This is a genomic window from Caballeronia sp. LZ032, assembly GCF_031451315.1.
Classification (GTDB): domain Bacteria; phylum Pseudomonadota; class Gammaproteobacteria; order Burkholderiales; family Burkholderiaceae; genus Caballeronia.
The window spans coordinates 39,301-56,867 of record NZ_JARUXP010000001.1 but is presented as its reverse complement, the minus strand read 5'-3'; the positions used below and the strand labels follow the sequence as shown (position 1 = coordinate 56,867).

The following is a 17,567-nucleotide window of genomic DNA, read 5'->3' as shown; positions in this document are numbered from 1 at the left end:
AAGCACACAACGCGCATGACCGAAATCAAGAACACCGAGCAACAGTTGTCCAGGTTCCGCCTCCGCGTCGCGGCGGCGGGCCTGTTCGTGTTCGTCTGCTTCGGGCTGATCGGCTTGCGTTTCCTGTATCTGCAGGTCTGGCACTTCAGCAAGTATTCATTGCAGGCGAACGAGAACCGCATCTCGGTGGCGCCGATCGTCCCGAATCGCGGCATCATCACCGACCGCAACGGCGTGATCCTGGCGAAGAACTACTCGGCGTACACGCTCGAAATCACGCCATCGAAGATCAACGGCACGCTCGACGAAGTGATCGACGAGCTCGCGCAAGTCATCCCGATCGACTCACGCGACCGCCGGCGCTTCAAGAAGCTGCTGGAAGACTCGAAGAACTTCGAAAGCCTGCCGATCCGCACGCGTCTCACCGACGACGAAGTCGCCAAGTTCACCGCGCAGCGCTTCCGCTTTCCCGGCGTCGAAGTGCGCGCGCGGCTGTTCCGGCAATATCCGCTCGGCATGACGGCCGCACACGTGATCGGTTACATCGGGCGCATTTCGCAGCGCGATCAGGAACGCATCGACGACGCCAGCGACGCCAACGACGAAAACTCCGACCACTACGATCCGCGCCTCGATGCCAACAACTATAAGGGCACGGATTACGTAGGCAAGATCGGCGTCGAGCAGAGTTACGAAACCGAGCTGCACGGACTGACCGGCTTCGAGGAAGTGGAAGTGACGGCGGGCGGCCGTCCGGTGCGCACGATGTCGCGCACGCAGGCCACGCCTGGCAACAACCTCGTGCTGTCGCTGGACATCGGCTTGCAGCAGGTGGCCGAGCAGGCCTTCGCGGGCAAGCGCGGCGCGCTCGTCGCAATCGAGCCGTCCACCGGCGACGTGCTCGCGTTCGTCTCGGCGCCGAGCTTCGATCCTAACTCCTTCGTCGACGGCATCGACCAGCAGACCTGGGACGCGCTCAACAACTCGCCGGATCACCCGCTGCTGAACCGGCCGCTGCACGGCACCTATCCGCCGGGCTCCACCTACAAGCCGTTCATGGCGCTGGCCGCGCTCACGCTGCACAAGCGCACGCCGGGCTGGGGCTTCCAGGATCCGGGCTCGTACACCTTCGGCGGTCACACCTTCCGCAACGACGTGCGTTCGGGTCAGGGCTGGGTGGACATGAACCGCGCGATCGTCGTATCCAACGACACTTACTTCTACATGCTGGCCCACGACCTCGGCGTGAACGCGATGGCCAACTTCATGAAGCCGTGGGGCTTCGGCCAGATCACCGGCATCGACATCGCGGGCGAGGCGCGCGGCATCCTGCCGTCCACCGAATGGAAGCGCAAGGCGTATCGCCGGCCGGAACAGCAGCGCTGGTATGAGGGCGAAACCATCAGCCTGGGCATCGGCCAGGGCTACAACTCGTTCACGATCCTGCAACTCGCGCACGCGATGGCCACCCTGGCGAACAACGGCGTCGTGATGAAGCCGCACCTCGTGCGCGACATCGAGAATCCGATCAGCAAGGCCATGCGCGTCGTCGTGCGCGATCCGAGCAACAAGATCAACGTGCAGCAGAAGGACATCGACTTCATCAAGCGCGCGCTGGAAGGCGTCGTCAACAACGGCACCGCAGCGAAAGTGTTCGCGGGCGCGCCGTATCAGGCGGCGGGCAAGACCGGCACGGCGCAGGTCTATTCGCTGCAAGGCTCGAACTACAAGGGCCATGCGCTCGCCGAGCATCTGCGCGACCACGCGCTGTTCACTGCGTTCGCGCCGGCGGACCATCCGACGATCGCGCTTGCGCTGATCGTCGAGAACGGCGGCTGGGGCGCGGAATCGGCGGGTCCGATCGCGCGCAAGGTGCTCGACTACTACCTCGTCGACCGCCTCAAGCCGGGCGCCGAAGCGGCTGCCGTGGCCGCCGCGGCGTCCGCCACGACTGATGCCGGCCTGCCGATGATCGGCGGCACCGAGTCGCCCGCCGCGGCTGCGTTGCCCGCGTCGGTCGCGAAGTCGTCGCCGGCGTTTTCGCCGCAGGCGGCCTCGAATCCCGCTGTCGCGAAAGCGGCTTCGGCGCCGGCGCAGCCCGCCTCCGCGGCGAAAGCGCAGAAGCCGCGCGCCGCGTCCGCCGCGGCGCTGCCCGCGTCCGCGCCCGGCCGCACGCCCGCGCCGAAGAAACGCCCGGCGGAAAGCGCGCCCTCGATGGTGCGCGGCAACGAAAACGACGGCGTGCGCGTGCTTGCGCCGACCGGCGGCATCGACGAATAAAGGAAACCGTCATGCAACTGCACATGCAATTCGACAAGCGCGAGTGGCTCGACCGCGCCAAGCGCATGTTCGCGGGCTTCGACAAACCGCTCGCGCTCATCGTGTTCCTGCTGCTGTGCGTCGGCATCGTGACGCTGTACAGCGCGAGTCTCGACGTGCCCGGGCGCGTGGAAGACCAGCTGCGCAACATCATGCTGACCTTCGGCCTGATGTGGGTGCTCGCCAACATCCCGCCGCAAACCCTGATGCGCTTCGCCGTGCCGCTCTATACGGTCGGCGTCGCGCTGCTGATCGCGGTCGCCACCTTCGGACTCACGCGCAAGGGCGCGAAACGCTGGCTCAACGTCGGCGTGGTGATCCAGCCCTCGGAGATCATGAAGATCGCGATGCCGCTGATGCTCGCCTGGTACTACCAGAAGCGCGAGAGCAACATCCGCTGGTGGGATTACGTGGTCGGCTTCGTGATCCTGATGCTGCCGGTCGCGCTGATCGCCAAGCAACCCGATCTCGGCACGGCGGTGCTCGTGTTCGCGGCGGGCGTGTTCGTCATCTATTTCGCGGGTCTCAGCTTCAAGCTGATCCTGCCGGTGCTCGCGGCAGGCGTCGTGGTGATTGCGTGCGTCGCGGTGTTCCAGAACCGCATCTGCCAGCCGGACGTCAACTGGCCGATGATGCACGACTACCAGAAGCACCGCATCTGCACGCTGCTCGATCCGACTTCCGATCCGCTCGGCAAGGGCTTCCACACCATTCAGGCGGTCATTGCCATCGGCTCGGGCGGCACGCTGGGCAAGGGCTGGCTGCAGGGCACGCAGGCCCACCTGGAGTTCATTCCCGAGAAGCACACCGACTTCATCTTCGCCGTGTTCTCCGAGGAGTTCGGGCTCGCGGGCGGGCTCGTGCTGCTCTTCCTCTACATGGCGCTGGTCGCGCGCGGGCTGTTCATCGCGGCGAACGGCGCGACCTTCTTCGGGCGGCTGCTGGCCGGGTCGCTCACGCTTGCGTTCTTTACCTACGCGTTCGTGAACATCGGCATGGTGAGCGGAATTTTGCCGGTGGTCGGCGTGCCGCTGCCGTTCATGAGCTACGGCGGAACCGCGCTCGCGACGCTCGGCGTGGCGGTCGGACTGATCATGAGCGTCGCGCGGCAGAAGCGGCTGATGCAGAGCTAGTCCACACCGCGACTTATTGCGGTTTCTGCTGTTCGAGCTCGGCGCTCAGTTGCAGATACTTGAGCTTCGCGGCCGGATCGCCCTGCGCCGCCGCCGCCGCATAGTAGGCCCGCGCCACGTTCAAATTGCGTTCGACGCCATCGCCGCCGCGTTCATAGAACGATCCCGCCACGTACTGCGCCGTCATGTCGCCGCCCTGCGCGGCCTTCTTGTACCAGGTGAAAGCCTGCGTGTTGTCGCGCGCGGTGCCGCGGCCATCGAGAAACTGGTTGGCGAGCGCCAGTTCCGCCTGCACGTGCCCCTGATTCGCCGCGCGCAGGAACCAGCGATGCGCTTCCGCCGGATCCTTATCGACGAACTGGCCATCGTCGTACATCTTGCCGTACACGTACTGCGCGTGCGTCATGTTGGCGTCCGCCGCGCGCCGCAGCCACTTCTTGCCTTCGGGCACATCCGCCGGACCGCCTTCGCCGTTGAGCAGCATCATCGCGTAATTGAACTCGGCGAGCCGGCTGCCTTTTTGTGCCGCGCGCCGGAATTCCGAACGCGCCGCGGCGAGATTGCCGGCGTTGTAATCGGCGACGGCGTTTTGCGTGGCGAGATCGGTCGGCTTGGGCGCGGTGTCGGCATGCGCCCAAGCTGCCGCCAGCGACAGACTCATCGCCGCGATCACCCATGCCGGCGCGGTGTTCATGATCTCGCCTCCTGCAACGCCTGGCGCGTCGCCTTCAACAGCCACATCACGTCGGCGCCGATCGCGACCAGCTTGATGCCCGCCTGCGCGTACTGCTTCGCGCTGGCGGCATCCATCGCGAAGATGCCGCTCGCGATGCCCGCGCGCTGCGCCGCGTCGGCGATCTTCGTGATCGCGGCCTGCACGTCGGGATGCTTGCCGTCGCCGAGATGGCCGAGACTCGCCGCCAGATCGGCCGGCCCGATAAACAGACAGTCGACGCCCGGCGTCGCCGCGATCTCATCGACGGCGTCCAGCGCCGCCACCGATTCGATCTGCACGATGGTCACGATCTGCGCGTTGGCCGTCGTCACGTAATCGCGCCGCATGCCGAAGGCCGCGGCGCGCACCGCGCCCGCGACGCCGCGCAGGCCATCGAGCGCCGCCTCGGTCGGATATTGCGTGAGGCGCACGATGCGCGCCGCCTCTTCCGCCGATTGCACGTTGGGGAACATCAGCGTGCGCGCGCCCGCATCGAGCGCGCGCTTCACGAGCCAGCCTTCGCCGGATGGCACGCGCACGATCGGCTCGCTCGGCAGATGCGCGGCGGCGATCGCGCGGAGTTGCGCGACCACGTCGACGCTATCGTTCGGCGAGTGCTCCATGTCGATGCAGAGCCAGTCGAAGCCCGCGTGCGCGAGCGCTTCGGCGCCATCGGCGCTGCCGAGCGACAGCCACAGGCCGAAGAGGGGACCCGGCTCGGCGAGCCGCTGCTTGATGGGATTCGTGAAGGTGCTCATCGCGCGGCTCCCTCGTGGAGTGAGAGGGACACTGCGCGCGGCCGCAGGGAGAAGAACGACGAAAGAAGTGACGGCATGCGTGCGCTCCGTGTCGTGTCGCCGTGGAGGGTGGCGACTTACCGGACGATCATACCGTGACACAAGCGCGGGCGTCGGACGTGCTCTCGCCCGCGACGGCCCGACGCTTCAGCTGCGCTCGACGTCGGCCCAGCAGTTCGGCGTCTCGTACAGGCGCAGGCGCTTCAGCTTCAGATTGACGCCGTAATGCGCATCGTAGACGTTGGCGAGGATGTCGAACGCGACGGCCGCCAGGTTCTCCACCGTCGGAATGCGGTCGAGCACGACCGTCTTGTGATCCGTCAGCGTTTGCAGGAACTCGCGCACCTTGGTGTCGCCCGAATAGACGATGAACGCATGGTCCCACTGGTTGACGAGATGCTCCATCGCGAGCGCCTTGACGTCGGCGAAGTCCATCACCATGCCGCGGTCCGGCGCGCCTTCCACGTCGACGAGATCGCCTTGCAGCGTGATTTCGAGCACATAGCGATGGCCATGCAGATTACGGCACTGGCTGCGGTGATCGGGAATGCGGTGGCCCGCGTCGAATTCGAGTTTTCGGGTGATCGTCTGCACGGCGTTTCAGGGGATGTTCAGGTATTTGTGGGTCTGCATCGACAGCCGCCATTTCGGATGACGCTTGCACCAGTCGATTGCGAGCCGCGTGTTCAGGTCGCGTGACGGACCGTCCATCGGTTGCACGAGGAAGTAGTCGAAGTCGAGCTTCTCGTAGTCGGCAAGTCGCTGATTGTCCTGCGGCACCACGACCTTCAGTTCGTTGCCCTTCGTCACGACGAGCGGCGCGTCCGCCTTCGGGCTCACGCAGATCCAGTCGATGCTCTCCAGCACGGGTAGCGAGCCGTTCGTCTCGATCGCCATCTCGAAGCCGGCTTCATGAAGCGCGTCGACGAAGGGCGCGTCGATCTGCAGCATCGGCTCGCCGCCGGTGCACACGACGAACTTGTGTTGCGCGCCTTGCGGCCACAGCGAGGCGATCTTCGCGACGAGGTCGGCGGGCGTGCGGTACTTGCCGCCATTCTCGCCGTCGGTGCCGACGAAATCGGTGTCGCAAAACTGGCAGACGGCTTCCGCGCGATCTTCCTCGCGCCCCGACCACAGGTTGCAGCCCGCGAAACGGCAGAACACGGCCGGACGCCCGGCGTTGGCGCCTTCGCCCTGCAACGTGTAGAAGATTTCCTTGACCGCGTACGTCATGACTGCCCTGTGAACCTCGAATAAAAAATCAGACCGGCGCTTCGGTGACCTGCTCGCCCGCGCGATACGCCTCGTAACCCCGCTTGCGCAGCTTGCAGGCCGGACACTGACCGCAGCCGAAACCCCAGTCATGCAGTTCCGCGCGCTCGCCGACATAGCAGGTATGGGTTTCGACGCGCACCAGTTCGACCAGCGCCTCGCCGCCGAGCGTTTCCGCGAGACGCCAGGTGTCGGCCTTGTCGAGCCACATGAGCGGCGTCTCCAGCGCGTAGCGCGTCTCCATGCCCAGATTGAGCGCGACTTGCAGCGCTTTCATGGTGTCGTCGCGGCAATCGGGATAGCCCGAGAAATCCGTCTCGCACATGCCACCGACCAGCACCTTCAATCCACGCCGATACGCCAGCGCCGCAGCAATCGTCATGAACAGCAGATTGCGGCCCGGCACGAAGGTATTCGGCAGGCCGTTCGCGGTGGCCTCGATCTCGATCTCGCGCGTCATTGCGGTTTCGCTGATCGCGCCGAGCACCGAGAGATCGACCATGTGATCCTCGCCAAGACGCTCGCTCCACTGCGGAAACTCGCGCGCGATCGCGGCGCGAAAACCGTCGCGGCATTCCAGTTCGACGCGATGCCGCTGCCCGTAATCGAAGCCCAGCGTTTCAACCGTTCTGTAGCGTTCGAGCGCCCAGGCCAGGCACGTGGCCGAATCCTGGCCGCCCGAGAACAGCACAAGCGCACTGTCTTTAGCGTCTGTCCGAGTCACCGTGAAAACTCCGTACTGCGTGTATGAGAATGGCGTCGCGCGCCGTCAGGAAGTCGGAACGACCGGAATTCGCGATGAGCGGCGCGGGCGGCGACGCCCCGCGCGTCCAGTATAGGCCGGCGACCTGCGCCCGGACCTGCACGCCCTTTTATGCCGTCGATAGCGGAACGGGAAAGCTCGCGTGATGCCGCGCGATGCACGGTGCGACCGCTCGGAGCGTCGAAAAGAAAAGGACTTGCGGGTCCGAGGACGAGGCAAGTCCTTAATTCGGCGCGAATTTTAGCACGCGAGGCAGGGATTCGCCGAGCTGGGCGCGGGGCCGGATAACGCAACTGCAAAGCAACTGCGCTGGATCCTATGAAGGACCCTCTGGCGACACGCCACAAAGAAAAAGCCCGAGAGCGAAAGACTCTCGGGCTTTTAGCATTCTGGTGGCCTGGGACGGAATCGAACCATCGACACGCGGATTTTCAATCCGCTGCTCTACCAACTGAGCTACCGGGCCAACGAAGAGGTGAAACTATAGCAGCATCCGACACACGCCTCAAGCCCCCTGACGCAACTTTTTGCTCGCTGCGGTGCAAAGAGGCGTTGGAATGCACGGCGCACACGACGAAGCCAGCGGAATCAGACTTCGTTCTTGTTCTTGCCGAGGTCCACGCCCAGTTGCTTCAGCTTGCGATACAAGTGCGTGCGTTCCAGGCCGGTCTTCTCCGCCACGCGCGTCATGCTGCCGTTCTCGCGCGCGAGGTGATACTCGAAGTAGGCGCGTTCGAAGGCGTCGCGGGCATCGCGCAACGGGATGTCGAACGAGATGGACGCCGTTTGTCCCGCCTGCCCTTGCGCCGCGCCCGCTGCCGCCTCGCTCGACAAACCGGCGCCCATGCCCGACGCGCTCGGCAGCGCCGCGGCCACCGGCACGCCCACCGCGCCCGCGCCCGCCGGCGGCTTCGCCGGGATCGCGACCGGCGCCGGCGCCGTGCCGTGAGCCAGACCCTGCTCGACCGCCTTCAGCAGCTTCTGCAGCGCGATCGGCTTCTCCAGGAAATTGAGCGCGCCGATCTTCGTCGCCTCGACCGCCGTGTCGATGGTCGCGTGACCCGACATCATGATCACCGGCATCGTGAGCTTGCCCTGCGCGGCCCACTCCTTGAGCAGGGTGACGCCGTCGGTATCGGGCATCCAGATGTCGAGCAGCACGAGATCGGGCGTCTGTTGCAGACGGTAGTCGCGCGCGTGCTGCGCGTTTTCCGCCACGTCCACGACATGGCCCTCGTCGCTCAGGATCTCCGAAAGCAGTTCCCGGATCCCCATTTCATCGTCTACCACCAGGATGGTTGCCATTTACGCTGCCCTTGTCTGCACTGTTGCTTTTGTCGTTCCGTGACTCGCCGCCGCTCCGCCGCCCGATGCCGTGGCGCCGGGCGCCGCGGTATCGTCCGCCAGCTGGAGAAACAGGATCGATATCTGCGCGCCTTCAACCACATCCGCGGCCTTCGAGCGGTTGCGTATGTCGATGCGCGCGCCGTGCTCATCGACGATCTTCTTCACCGTTGCAAGTCCCAGGCCCGTGCCTTTCGCCTTCGTTGTCACGTAAGGCTCGAACGCGCGCGACAGAATGCGCGCCGGAAAGCCCGGACCATTGTCCGATACCGTCAGCCGAACCGCGACACGCGCATGTCCGGAGGCATCGGGCTCGCCATATTCTACTGTTCTCGTTTCGAGCAGCACGCGCGGCTCCGCGACGTCCGCCACCGCATCCTGTGCGTTCTGCAGCAGGTTGTGAATCACCTGGCGGATCTGCGTGGCATCGCCGCGGATCACCGGCAGTTTCGTGAGATCGACCTTGATCGGCGTCTTGCCGTCTTCGATGCCATACAAGGTCAGCACCTCGGCGACGAGATCGTTCAGTTGCAGGTTGCCGAGCACCGCGGGCGGCGTGCGCGCGTATTCGCGGAAGTCGTCGACCATCTGCTTCATCGCCTGCACCTGATTGACGATGGTGGTCGATGCGCGCTTCAGCACCTCGGCATCCGGCTGCGCGAGCTTGTCGGCGAGCTTCATCTGCAGGCGCTCGGCCGAGAGTTGAATGGGCGTGAGCGGATTCTTGATCTCGTGCGCGAGCCGCCGCGCGACTTCGCCCCACGCCACCGAACGCTGCGCGGAGATGACATCGGAGATGTCGTCGAACACGACCACGTAGCCGGTGGTTTCCGCATCGTCGGAATCGCTCTCGGTCACACCCAGCAGCTGCGTGCCGCGCACCAGCAGCGTGAGCGGATCGTTCTCGCCCGGCACCGTCACCGCCACCTGCTGCTGCCAGTGGCCGCGGTCGCCGATCCGATGATCGCTGCCACCCGCCGCCGCATCGCGTTCGGCAAACGCCTTCCTGACCATCGCGCCGAATTCGGCCAGCACGCCGATCTGGTCGAGCGGGTGATTCAGCAGCGCGCCGAACTGCTGGCGGAAGATGCGTTCCGCGCCGCGATTCGCGGTAGTGAGACGGAACTGGCGATCGAACACGAACACGCCCGCCGTCAGGTTCGCGAGAATACTTTCGAGATAAGCCTTCGAATGTTCCAGCGCAATGCGATTGTTCTCGACCGCCGCGCGCGCCTCGGACAGCTGGCGCGTCATCGCGTTGAAGGACTGCGTGAGGAAGCCGAGTTCATCGCGCGAATTGATTTCCCGCTTCGGCGTGTAGTCGCCTTCCGCGACCTCCTTCGTGCCCTGCGCCAGCAGGAACAGCGGCCGCGCAAGCTGATTGCCGAGCGCGAGCGCCAGCATCATCGCAATGAAGGTGGCGAGGAACAACGCGAGCGTCAGCGTGCCGATATACATCTTGCGCAGACCGGTGCGCCCGAGGCGCTTCTCCTGATACTCGCGATACGCGCGCTGCACGGCATCCGCGTTGCGCGCAAGCTCCTGACTGACGGGCTGCTCGATCTGCAGGAAGCGGTCGACGTGCTGGAATTCCGTCGTGGTGGACGGATCGGGAATCTTCGTGACCACGCGCAGCCGCAGTGCGCCCTTTGGCCCGTTCGAGCTTGGATCGCCGTCGATCTCGCCTTCGATCGCGCCATACGGATGATCCTGCGCCTGCTTGAGCATCGTGCCGGTGGGCTCGTTGGCGGGCAGCAGCGCGTAGTAGTTGCCCGATGCCTGCGCGACCGTGCGCAATCCCGGCACGCGCGACGAGCCGCCATTCACCGACAGGTCTTCGCGGTTGTATTGATCGCGCGGACGCTCGAACACCACGGCATCCTGCACGCCGTACTGGTCGCGCAGACGCAGCAGCGCGAGCGTGAGGCTCGACGGATCCGCGCTCGCGAGCTGGTCGCTCATTTGCCGGCCGCGGTTCTTGAAGTCGGCGAGCGAGGTTTCAAGCATGCCGCGCCCGAGCGTCAGGCCCGACGTGAGGGCGGTCTCCACATTGACGTCGAACCACGACTCGATGCTGCGCGAGACGAACTGATACGAAACCACATAGATGATCGCGCCCGGCACCACGCCGACGAGCGCGAAGATGAACGCGAGCTTGGCGAGCAGCCGCGTGCCGAAGCGCCCCTGTCTCACCCGCGTCACGATGATGATGAACAGGGCGATGACGATCAGCATGAAGACGATGGCCACCGCGACGTTGGCCGCATACAGCCAGCCGTAGTAGCGGTCGAAGAACTCCGTGTTCGCGCTTGCGAGCGCGAGCATCACGAGCAGGAGCACTGCCGTGATCGCCACCGTGGAGACCAGCAAGCGGACAACGAAACTCTTCATGTCCGTGCGGCCGCGTCGAAATCTATTTCGCACGTTCTGCCGCCGTAAAGGTGAAGCGCTTCCAGTCGGAAGCGAGGTTCCAGTCGCGGTTGTTCACTGCGTCGATCTGGAACGGCTTGGGCATCAGCGCGATGTCGAGTTGCATGCGCACCGATGCGGTATAGGTTTCTCCGCCATGCACCTGATTGCGGTCGATCACATGCCACGAAGTGACATGCTTGATGACGGCGAGCGCTTCGTCGAGCGAGGCGAAACGCAACTGCAAGCCGCCCGTGGACACGCGATATTCGTTGGTCAGCGGCTGGAAGGACAGGCGAATGCTTTGCGACACGTTGACCGGCTCTTCGTCGAACCAGTACCAGCGCGGCCGCGACAAATTGAAGTCGATCGTGAAATAGAGCGGCACGCTGCGATTCACGGCTTCTTCGAGGCTGCTGTTGAGGTCGAAGTCGAAATGCGCGTCGAGGCTCCAGCCGTTGCTGTCCGCCTGCAACGATGCGCGCTGCACGCCGATGGTTTCGGCGTGGGCGGCATTGGGCGCGGCGAAACTCAGCCAGAACGCCAGCGCAGTCCAGATGACAGCCGCGAGCCTGAGCGGAAGGAAGCGTTTGATCGTCACCGTTTCTGAAAGCGCGCGTAGAAGAATCCGTCGTGATCCGCGATGGCCGCCGCGTGCCGACCGGACGATGAACCGGCGCCTGGCGCCTCGACCGGAACAGAGCCTGCGAGATTTGTACCGTCCGGTAAACCGTGCGCCGCGCCCGCGCTTGCGTGCGCCGCTGTCGGCAGCAATTGCCCCGGCGCGTCCAATCGTACCGCATCTTCATGGACCGTTCCAAACCAGCGGGCCTGCTCCTCGCCTTCCTCGGGAAAGATCGAGCACGTGACGTAGAGCAGCTCGCCGCCCTTCGCCAGCAACGGCCACAGCGCGGACAGGATGCGCCGCTGTTCGGCGACGAGCGCGGCAATGTCCGACTCGCGCCGCAGCCAGCGAATGTCCGGATGACGACGCACGATGCCCGAGGCCGAACAGGGCACGTCGGCGAGAATGCGGTCGAACGGCTTGCCGTCGAACCAGTGCGCCGGTTCGCCGGCGTCGCCGGTCTGGATGTGCGCTTCGAGCTTCAGACGCACGAGATTCTCTCTGATGCGCCTGGCCCGCTCGGCGTCGCTCTCCAGCGCGATCAGATCGACATTCGCCAGTTCGAGGATATGACCCGTCTTGCCGCCGGGCGCCGCGCAGGCATCGAGCACCCGCATGCCGTCCTGCACGCCGAGCAGTTGCGCGGCGACTTGCGCGCCCGCGTCCTGCACCGAGACGACGCCTTCGTCGAAACCGGGAATGCGGTCCACGGCAAGCGGCGTTCTCAGCCGCACTGCGTGCGGGCCGGCGACATCGGCTTCGAGATGGGCTTCATGCAGGCGCGACAGGTACGCTTCGATGCTCGCCCGGCGCGCATTCACGCGCAAGGTCAGCGGCCCCTGATGGTTGCCCGCTTCGAGAATGTGTTCCCAGGCCTCGTGCTGCGCGCGCTGCACCGCGTCGATCCACCACTGCGGGTAGTTCCAGCGCGCGACGGGCTGCGCGCGGGCTCCGTCGATCAACGCGTCGCGCTCGCGCAGGAAGCTGCGCAGCACTGCGTTCACCAGGCCCTTCGCGAAGGCGAATTCGCGGCGCGCCGCGATTGCGCCCACCGCCTGATCCACCACGGTGAAGGGCGCGTAGGCGGCGTGGGCTTCGTCATCGGCGAGTAGCGTGAACGCGCAGCACAGCACGTTGCCGACGTGCGGCGGCGGCGCCTTCTTCACGAGCTTGCGCAGCAGGGCGTCGGCGAGAGCGAGGCGGCGCATCGTGCGATACGCGATGTCCTGCACCGCGCCGCGCGCGCTCGCCTGCTTCGATGCCGCGATGACCGTCTGCAACGCCGCCGGCAATGCCGAGCCCGCACGCACCGCGCCGACGGCCTGCGCCGCGCAATCGAGCGCGAACCCGAGTGAATCGGGCGCGAGGCGAAGCGCGCTCAGGCGTGCGTGCGCGGCGGCGGGCCGGCGGGAAGGCTGTTCGGTCATGAGGAAACGGAAACGGTCGGACGGCAAGCGGACAGCTTGCGTGGAACGGGGATTGTAACGTGCAGGATTCGGGCGCCCGGACACGCAGCGGCGAGACATGTTCGACACGCAAAAAAAGGCCGTTCCGGCATGACCGGAACGGCCTTCGTCACACGCCTGGAAGCGTCAGAAGCGGCCAGTGCGCGCCATTTCCATCAAGCGCGCGACGCGCTCTTCGGTGGCCGGGTGCGTCGAGAACAGATTGGCGATGCCGCCGCCCGAGAGCGGATTCATGATCATCATCTGCGCGGTGGCCGGATGCGCTTCCGCCGCCGGGAACGGCACGCCGGACGCATAGGCGTGGATCTTCTCGAGCGCGCTTGCGAGCGATTGCGGATCGCCCGAAATCTCGGCGCCCCCGCGATCCGCTTCGAACTCGCGCGCCCGCGAGATGGCCATCTGGATCATGGCGCCCGCGATCGGCGCGAGAATCGCCACCAGAATGCTCGCGATGGGATTCGACGGCCGGCCTTCCGAGTCACGTCCGCCGAAGAACATCGCGAAGTTCGCGAGCGCGGAAATGGCGCCGGCCATGGTGGCCGAGATGGTCGAGATCAGGATGTCGCGGTGCTTCACGTGCGCCAGTTCGTGCGCCATCACGCCGCGCATTTCACGCTCGGACAGCACGCGCAGAATGCCCGTGGTCGCCGCCACGGCAGCGTGCTCCGGATTGCGGCCCGTCGCGAACGCATTCGGCGCGTCTTCGTTGATCAGGTAGACGCGCGGCATCGGCAGCTGCGCCCGCGTGGCCAGCTCCCGCACCATGCGATAGAACTGCGGCGCGGTGGTCTCGTCCACTTCCTGCGCGTTGTACATGCGCAGGACCATCTTGTCCGAGAACCAGTATGAAAAGAAATTCATGCCCAGCGCGATGAGCAGCGCGAGCATCATGCCCTTCGACCCGCCGATCACGCCGCCGATCACGGCGAAGAGGGCCGTGATCGCAGCCATCAGCATCGCGGTTTTGACCCAGTTGAACATACGCGGAACTCCTCTCCCTATGTACGGTGCGCCCGAGGCGCGGTGCTCCCGGCCAAGGTGGCCGGAACGATGATTGTAAGCAAAATGTTAGATAGGGGTGTTCGTCGATAATTCAATTGGCCGGACGAGATTTATCGATGCGACGTCGCGAGCTTGATGCCCAGCCCGACAAAGGCGCCGCCGACCGTGCGGTCGAGCCATTTGCGCACCCCCGTCTTGCCGGCGAAGCGTTCAGTCACGCTGCCTGCAATCCAGGCAACGAAGCTGTTCCAGACCGTGCTCATGGCAATGAACACCATGCCGAGCGTCAGGAAGGCGAGCGTCTTGTGCTGACTATCGGCGGCAACGAATTGCGGAAAGAAGGAGACAAAGAACAGCACGACTTTAGGATTCAGCACGTTGGTGATGAAGCCTTGCGCAAACAGCCGGTGCAGCGGCTTCGGCGCGGACCTTTGGGGCGCTTGCGCCTCGCGGGAAGCGGCCGTGTCCTCGTGCGTCGCGAACAGCAAACGGACGCCGAGATAAATCAGATAAATCGCGCCGGCAATCTTGACGACGGTGAAAGCCGTAGCCGATGCCGCGAGAATCGCCGTCAGGCCGAACGCAGTGGCAAGCGTGTGCACGATGCAGCCTGCGGAAATGCCGAGCGCCGACACGACGCCCGCGCCGCGCCCCTGCGCGACGCTCCGCCCGACGATATAGGCCGTGTCGGGACCCGGCGTGACGTTCAGCAGGAAAACAGCGATAAGGAAGAAGGTGAAACCGGTAATGCCGAGCATCGGGAACTCCAGACAGACAGGCGCGTGTTGACCGCTCTTTATTTTAGCGCCGCGCCTGTTTGAACGTCCGTCAGATCAGCGTGAAACGCTGCCCCTTGACCAGCGGTGCGCCGGCAAGAAACTCGCGCGAGGGCAGACGCTTGCCGCCCGGTTTTTGCAATTGCGTGAGCCTGAGCGCGCCGCTGCCGCACGTCACGACAATGCCGTCCGGACCGATCTCTGCGATCGTGCCGGCGTCGCCCTGAGACGCGTCAGACTCGACGGGCCGAGCCGCCCAGATCTTGATCGCCGCGCCGTCCAGCGTGCCGACCGCGCCGGGGAAGGGATCGAGCGCGCGGATCTGGCGCCCGAGTTCCGTGGCGGAGCGTCGCCAGTCGAGCGCCGCTTCGTTCTTGGCGATCTTCTCGGCATATGTGACGCCCTCTTCCGGCTGAGGCGTGGACGGCAGCGCGCCGTCGCGTTCCAGGTCGCGCAGCGCAGCCACGATCAGTTCCGCGCCCATCTGCGCGAGCCGGTCGTGCAGCGACGCAGTGGAATCGTCGGGAAGAATGGCCGTGCGCCCTTCGCGGATCATCGCGCCCGTGTCGAGGCCGGCGTCCATCTGCATCAGCGTGATGCCGGTTTCGGCGTCGCCCGCCTCAATCGCGCGATGGATCGGCGCGGCGCCCCGCCAGCGCGGCAGCAGCGACGCGTGGATGTTGATGGCGCCGCGCGGCGCAATGTCGAGCACTTCCTGCGGCAGGATCAGGCCATACGCGGCGACCACCATCACGTCATGCGGCGTGGCCTTCAACAGATCGATGGCTTCGGCGGCTTCCTGCGGATACTTGCCCGCGCGGCGCAGCGACGTAGGTTGCGCGACGGCCAGACCGTGCTCGACGGCAAAACGCTTGACCGGGCTGGCAGTCAGCTTCATGCCGCGTCCCGCTGGCCGGTCCGGCTGCGTCAGCACAAGAGGCACGGCAAAGCCCGCTGCATGAATGGCCGCCAGCGCGGCGGCAGCGAACTCGGGCGTACCGGCGAAAACCACACGCAGCGACTGGCTCATGGATTACAGCGCCTTTTCCAGCTTCTTCATCTTGCCGCGAATGCGCGTCTGCTTGAGCGTAGACAGGTATTCGACGAACACGTGACCTGCCAGATGATCCATTTCGTGCTGGATGCACACGGCAAGGAGCCCCTCGCAGTCGATCTCGAAGGTTTCGCCCTTTTCGTTGAGCGCCTTCACGCGCACCTTGTCCGGCCGCTCCACGAAGTCATAGATGCCCGGCACCGACAGACACCCTTCTTCCCACTCCTTCTTGCCCTCGCTCGACCACACGATTTCCGGATTGATGAAGACCATCAGCTCGTCATGCGCGTCCGAGGTGTCGATCACGATCACGCGCTCATGCACGTCCACCTGAGTTGCGGCAAGGCCGACGCCCGGTGCGGCGTACATGGTCTCGGCCATGTCGGCGACGAGCTTGCGGATGCGGTCGTCCACGACGGCGACGGGCTTCGCCACCTTGTTCAGGCGCTTGTCCGGGTAGTTGAGTATCTTGAGCAGAGCCATGATTCGGATTGTCTACGCGCGCCGCGACGCGTGTAAATCGGCCATTCGGCCAGGTTGCGGGGAAGGGGCGGCCTGCCAAAAAATATGCGGGTGAATCTGCTGGATTCAACGCCGCCGGCAAGCGGCCCGTACGCGTCGCATCAGGCCTGAGCAAGAGGCCAAGCGACGTCTTTCAATGCCTTTCGGATCAAAAATCTTAACATGACGACCGCCGCCCCGCCGACCGAGGCCAGCGCCTCGACGCCCGCCGCCGAAGAACTTCGCGCGTGGCTGCGGCTCGCGCATGCCCGCGGATTGCGGCCACTCGCTCTGCGTCTGTTGCTCGCGGCTTTCGGCGGGCCGTGCGAAGTGCTGACGAAGAGTTTCGCGTCGCTCGCGCAGGTCGCCGGTCCGGGCGCCGCCGAAGCCGTGCTGGGGCCGCCGGCCGAAATCGAAGGGACACCGTTCGGCCGCTATATTGAAGGGGCGCTGGCGTGGGCGGCCGAGCCGGGCAACCGCATCCTGACGCTCGCCGACAGCGACTATCCGCAGGCCTTGCTCAACATGCCCGATCCGCCCGCGCTGCTGTACGCAAAAGGCCGGCTCGAGCGGCTGCAGGCACGCGCGGTGGCCATCGTCGGCAGCCGGCATGCCACGCCGCAAGGTCTTGAGGACGCGCGCCGGTTCGCGCATGCGCTGTCGGGCGCGGGGCTCGCCGTGATTTCCGGGCTGGCGCTCGGGATCGACGCCGCCGCGCATCGCGGCGCGCTGGGCAGCGCCGCCGGCACCGTCGCCGTGATCGGCACGGGCGCGGATCTCGTCTATCCGGCTGCGCATCGCGGGCTCGCGCACGAGATCGCCCGGGACGGCGCCATCCTGTCCGAATGGCCGCTCGGCACGCCCGCGCGGTCGGCCAACTTTCCGCAACGCAACCGGCTGATTGCGGGCCTGTCGGGCGGCGTGCTGATCGTCGAGGCTGCGATGCGCTCCGGCTCGCTCATTACGGCCCGCCTCGCCAACGAAATGGGGCGCGACGTCTTCGCGCTTCCCGGTTCCATTCACGCGCCGCTGGCCCAGGGATGCCACCGGCTGATCAAGCAAGGCGCCAAGCTTGTGGAAACGCCGGAGGAGATCCTCGAGGAATTCGGCTTTCCGACGCCAGCCACCGCCGCCGCAAGCCGCAGCGCGGCACCGCAGCCGGTCAGCGCGTCGTGGGCTTCGGCGCGCTTGCCCTCGGAAAGCCAACCCGGCGAACAGACCGCGCGAGTGCTCGCCGCGCTCGGCCACGCGCCGGCAACCCTTGAAATACTCGCCGCGCGCACCCAGTTCGACGGCGCGGCGCTGCAAGGCATGCTGCTACAGCTCGAAATGAGCGGCCACGTGGCGCCGCTGCCGGGCGGGCGCTACATGGCAGTAGGGCGACCGTAACG

General features: G+C 65.6%; 16 protein-coding genes and 1 tRNA gene. 3 read left to right on the top strand and 14 right to left on the bottom strand.

What is annotated here, in order from left to right; all coding sequences use genetic code 11:
- Positions 1-15 precede the first annotated feature (15 nt).
- The gene (gene mrdA, locus QCE69_RS00235) at positions 16-2,280 is read left to right on the top strand and encodes a penicillin-binding protein 2 (RefSeq protein WP_309806940.1); all 2,265 of its coding nucleotides are present in this window, start codon (positions 16-18) and stop codon (positions 2,278-2,280) included.
- 23 nt (positions 2,281-2,303) lie between these two features.
- A complete protein-coding gene (rodA, locus tag QCE69_RS00230; protein ID WP_309919514.1) occupies positions 2,304-3,452 on the top strand; it encodes a rod shape-determining protein RodA in 1,149 nt (382 codons plus the stop codon).
- A 13-nt stretch (positions 3,453-3,465) separates the two neighbouring features.
- On the opposite strand, the gene QCE69_RS00225 is transcribed toward rodA, so the two are convergent.
- The 14 genes from QCE69_RS00225 to def form a co-directional block, all read right to left on the bottom strand.
- A complete protein-coding gene (locus tag QCE69_RS00225; protein WP_309928798.1) occupies positions 3,466-4,146 on the bottom strand; it encodes a tetratricopeptide repeat protein in 681 nt (226 codons plus the stop codon).
- Positions 4,143-4,925 (bottom strand): aldolase/citrate lyase family protein, encoded by a 783-nt coding sequence (locus QCE69_RS00220; protein WP_309928796.1) that lies wholly within the window; start codon positions 4,923-4,925, stop codon positions 4,143-4,145. The genes QCE69_RS00225 and QCE69_RS00220 overlap by 4 nt, the downstream gene beginning before the upstream one ends.
- 186 nt (positions 4,926-5,111) lie before the next feature.
- On the bottom strand, positions 5,112-5,558 hold the full coding sequence (gene queD / locus QCE69_RS00215) for a 6-carboxytetrahydropterin synthase QueD (RefSeq protein WP_309806937.1): 447 nt from the start codon (positions 5,556-5,558) through the stop codon (positions 5,112-5,114).
- A gap of 6 nt (positions 5,559-5,564) precedes the next feature.
- Positions 5,565-6,197, bottom strand: a complete 633-nt coding sequence (gene queE / locus QCE69_RS00210) for a 7-carboxy-7-deazaguanine synthase (RefSeq protein ID WP_309928795.1) — start codon at positions 6,195-6,197, stop codon at positions 5,565-5,567.
- A gap of 28 nt (positions 6,198-6,225) precedes the next feature.
- On the bottom strand, positions 6,226-6,960 hold the full coding sequence (queC, locus tag QCE69_RS00205) for a 7-cyano-7-deazaguanine synthase QueC (protein ID WP_309806934.1): 735 nt from the start codon (positions 6,958-6,960) through the stop codon (positions 6,226-6,228).
- Between the two features lie 429 nt (positions 6,961-7,389).
- Positions 7,390-7,465, bottom strand: a tRNA-Phe gene (locus QCE69_RS00200).
- 122 nt (positions 7,466-7,587) lie between these two features.
- A complete protein-coding gene (esaR, locus tag QCE69_RS00195) occupies positions 7,588-8,304 on the bottom strand; it encodes a response regulator transcription factor EsaR (RefSeq protein ID WP_309913040.1) in 717 nt (238 codons plus the stop codon).
- Positions 8,305-10,734, bottom strand: a complete 2,430-nt coding sequence (locus QCE69_RS00190; protein WP_309913038.1) for a PAS domain-containing sensor histidine kinase — start codon at positions 10,732-10,734, stop codon at positions 8,305-8,307.
- Between the two features lie 22 nt (positions 10,735-10,756).
- The gene (locus tag QCE69_RS00185; protein WP_309913035.1) at positions 10,757-11,353 is read right to left on the bottom strand and encodes a DUF4390 domain-containing protein; all 597 of its coding nucleotides are present in this window, start codon (positions 11,351-11,353) and stop codon (positions 10,757-10,759) included.
- Positions 11,350-12,804 carry a 16S rRNA (cytosine(967)-C(5))-methyltransferase RsmB gene (rsmB, locus tag QCE69_RS00180; protein WP_309928793.1) on the bottom strand — a complete coding sequence of 485 codons (1,455 nt, stop codon included), beginning with the start codon at positions 12,802-12,804 and terminating at the stop codon, positions 11,350-11,352. Before rsmB ends, QCE69_RS00185 begins: the two co-directional genes overlap by 4 nt.
- 165 nt (positions 12,805-12,969) lie before the next feature.
- Positions 12,970-13,824, bottom strand: a complete 855-nt coding sequence (htpX, locus tag QCE69_RS00175) for a zinc metalloprotease HtpX (protein WP_309806929.1) — start codon at positions 13,822-13,824, stop codon at positions 12,970-12,972.
- A gap of 131 nt (positions 13,825-13,955) precedes the next feature.
- Positions 13,956-14,603 carry a LysE family translocator gene (locus tag QCE69_RS00170; RefSeq protein ID WP_309913030.1) on the bottom strand — a complete coding sequence of 216 codons (648 nt, stop codon included), beginning with the start codon at positions 14,601-14,603 and terminating at the stop codon, positions 13,956-13,958.
- A gap of 70 nt (positions 14,604-14,673) precedes the next feature.
- Positions 14,674-15,651, bottom strand: a complete 978-nt coding sequence (gene fmt / locus QCE69_RS00165; RefSeq protein ID WP_309928790.1) for a methionyl-tRNA formyltransferase — start codon at positions 15,649-15,651, stop codon at positions 14,674-14,676.
- Positions 15,652-15,654: 3 nt separating this feature from the next.
- A complete protein-coding gene (gene def / locus QCE69_RS00160) occupies positions 15,655-16,158 on the bottom strand; it encodes a peptide deformylase (protein ID WP_309806926.1) in 504 nt (167 codons plus the stop codon).
- A gap of 201 nt (positions 16,159-16,359) precedes the next feature.
- Between def and dprA the strand changes: the two genes are divergently transcribed.
- Entirely contained in the window at positions 16,360-17,565 is a 1,206-nt protein-coding gene (gene dprA, locus QCE69_RS00155) for a DNA-processing protein DprA (protein WP_309928788.1), read from the top strand.
- The last annotated feature ends 2 nt before the right edge of the window (positions 17,566-17,567 follow it).

Bases quoted from the DNA above. Each gene is read 5' to 3' on its own strand.
- htpX (WP_309806929.1), bottom strand. From the start codon at position 13,824: ATGTTCAACTGGGTCAAAACCGCGATGCTGATGGCTGCGATCACGGCC.
- QCE69_RS00190 (WP_309913038.1), bottom strand. From the start codon at position 10,734: ATGAAGAGTTTCGTTGTCCGCTTGCTGGTCTCCACGGTGGCGATCACG.
- QCE69_RS00225 (WP_309928798.1), bottom strand. From the start codon at position 4,146: ATGAACACCGCGCCGGCATGGGTGATCGCGGCGATGAGTCTGTCGCTG.
- queE (WP_309928795.1), bottom strand. From the start codon at position 6,197: ATGACGTACGCGGTCAAGGAAATCTTCTACACGTTGCAGGGCGAAGGC.
- fmt (WP_309928790.1), bottom strand. From the start codon at position 15,651: ATGAGCCAGTCGCTGCGTGTGGTTTTCGCCGGTACGCCCGAGTTCGCT.
- dprA (WP_309928788.1), top strand. From the start codon at position 16,360: ATGACGACCGCCGCCCCGCCGACCGAGGCCAGCGCCTCGACGCCCGCC.
- QCE69_RS00220 (WP_309928796.1), bottom strand. From the start codon at position 4,925: ATGAGCACCTTCACGAATCCCATCAAGCAGCGGCTCGCCGAGCCGGGT.
- mrdA (WP_309806940.1), top strand. From the start codon at position 16: ATGACCGAAATCAAGAACACCGAGCAACAGTTGTCCAGGTTCCGCCTC.
- def (WP_309806926.1), bottom strand. From the start codon at position 16,158: ATGGCTCTGCTCAAGATACTCAACTACCCGGACAAGCGCCTGAACAAG.
- esaR (WP_309913040.1), bottom strand. From the start codon at position 8,304: ATGGCAACCATCCTGGTGGTAGACGATGAAATGGGGATCCGGGAACTG.
- rsmB (WP_309928793.1), bottom strand. From the start codon at position 12,804: ATGACCGAACAGCCTTCCCGCCGGCCCGCCGCCGCGCACGCACGCCTG.
- rodA (WP_309919514.1), top strand. From the start codon at position 2,304: ATGCAATTCGACAAGCGCGAGTGGCTCGACCGCGCCAAGCGCATGTTC.
- QCE69_RS00170 (WP_309913030.1), bottom strand. From the start codon at position 14,603: ATGCTCGGCATTACCGGTTTCACCTTCTTCCTTATCGCTGTTTTCCTG.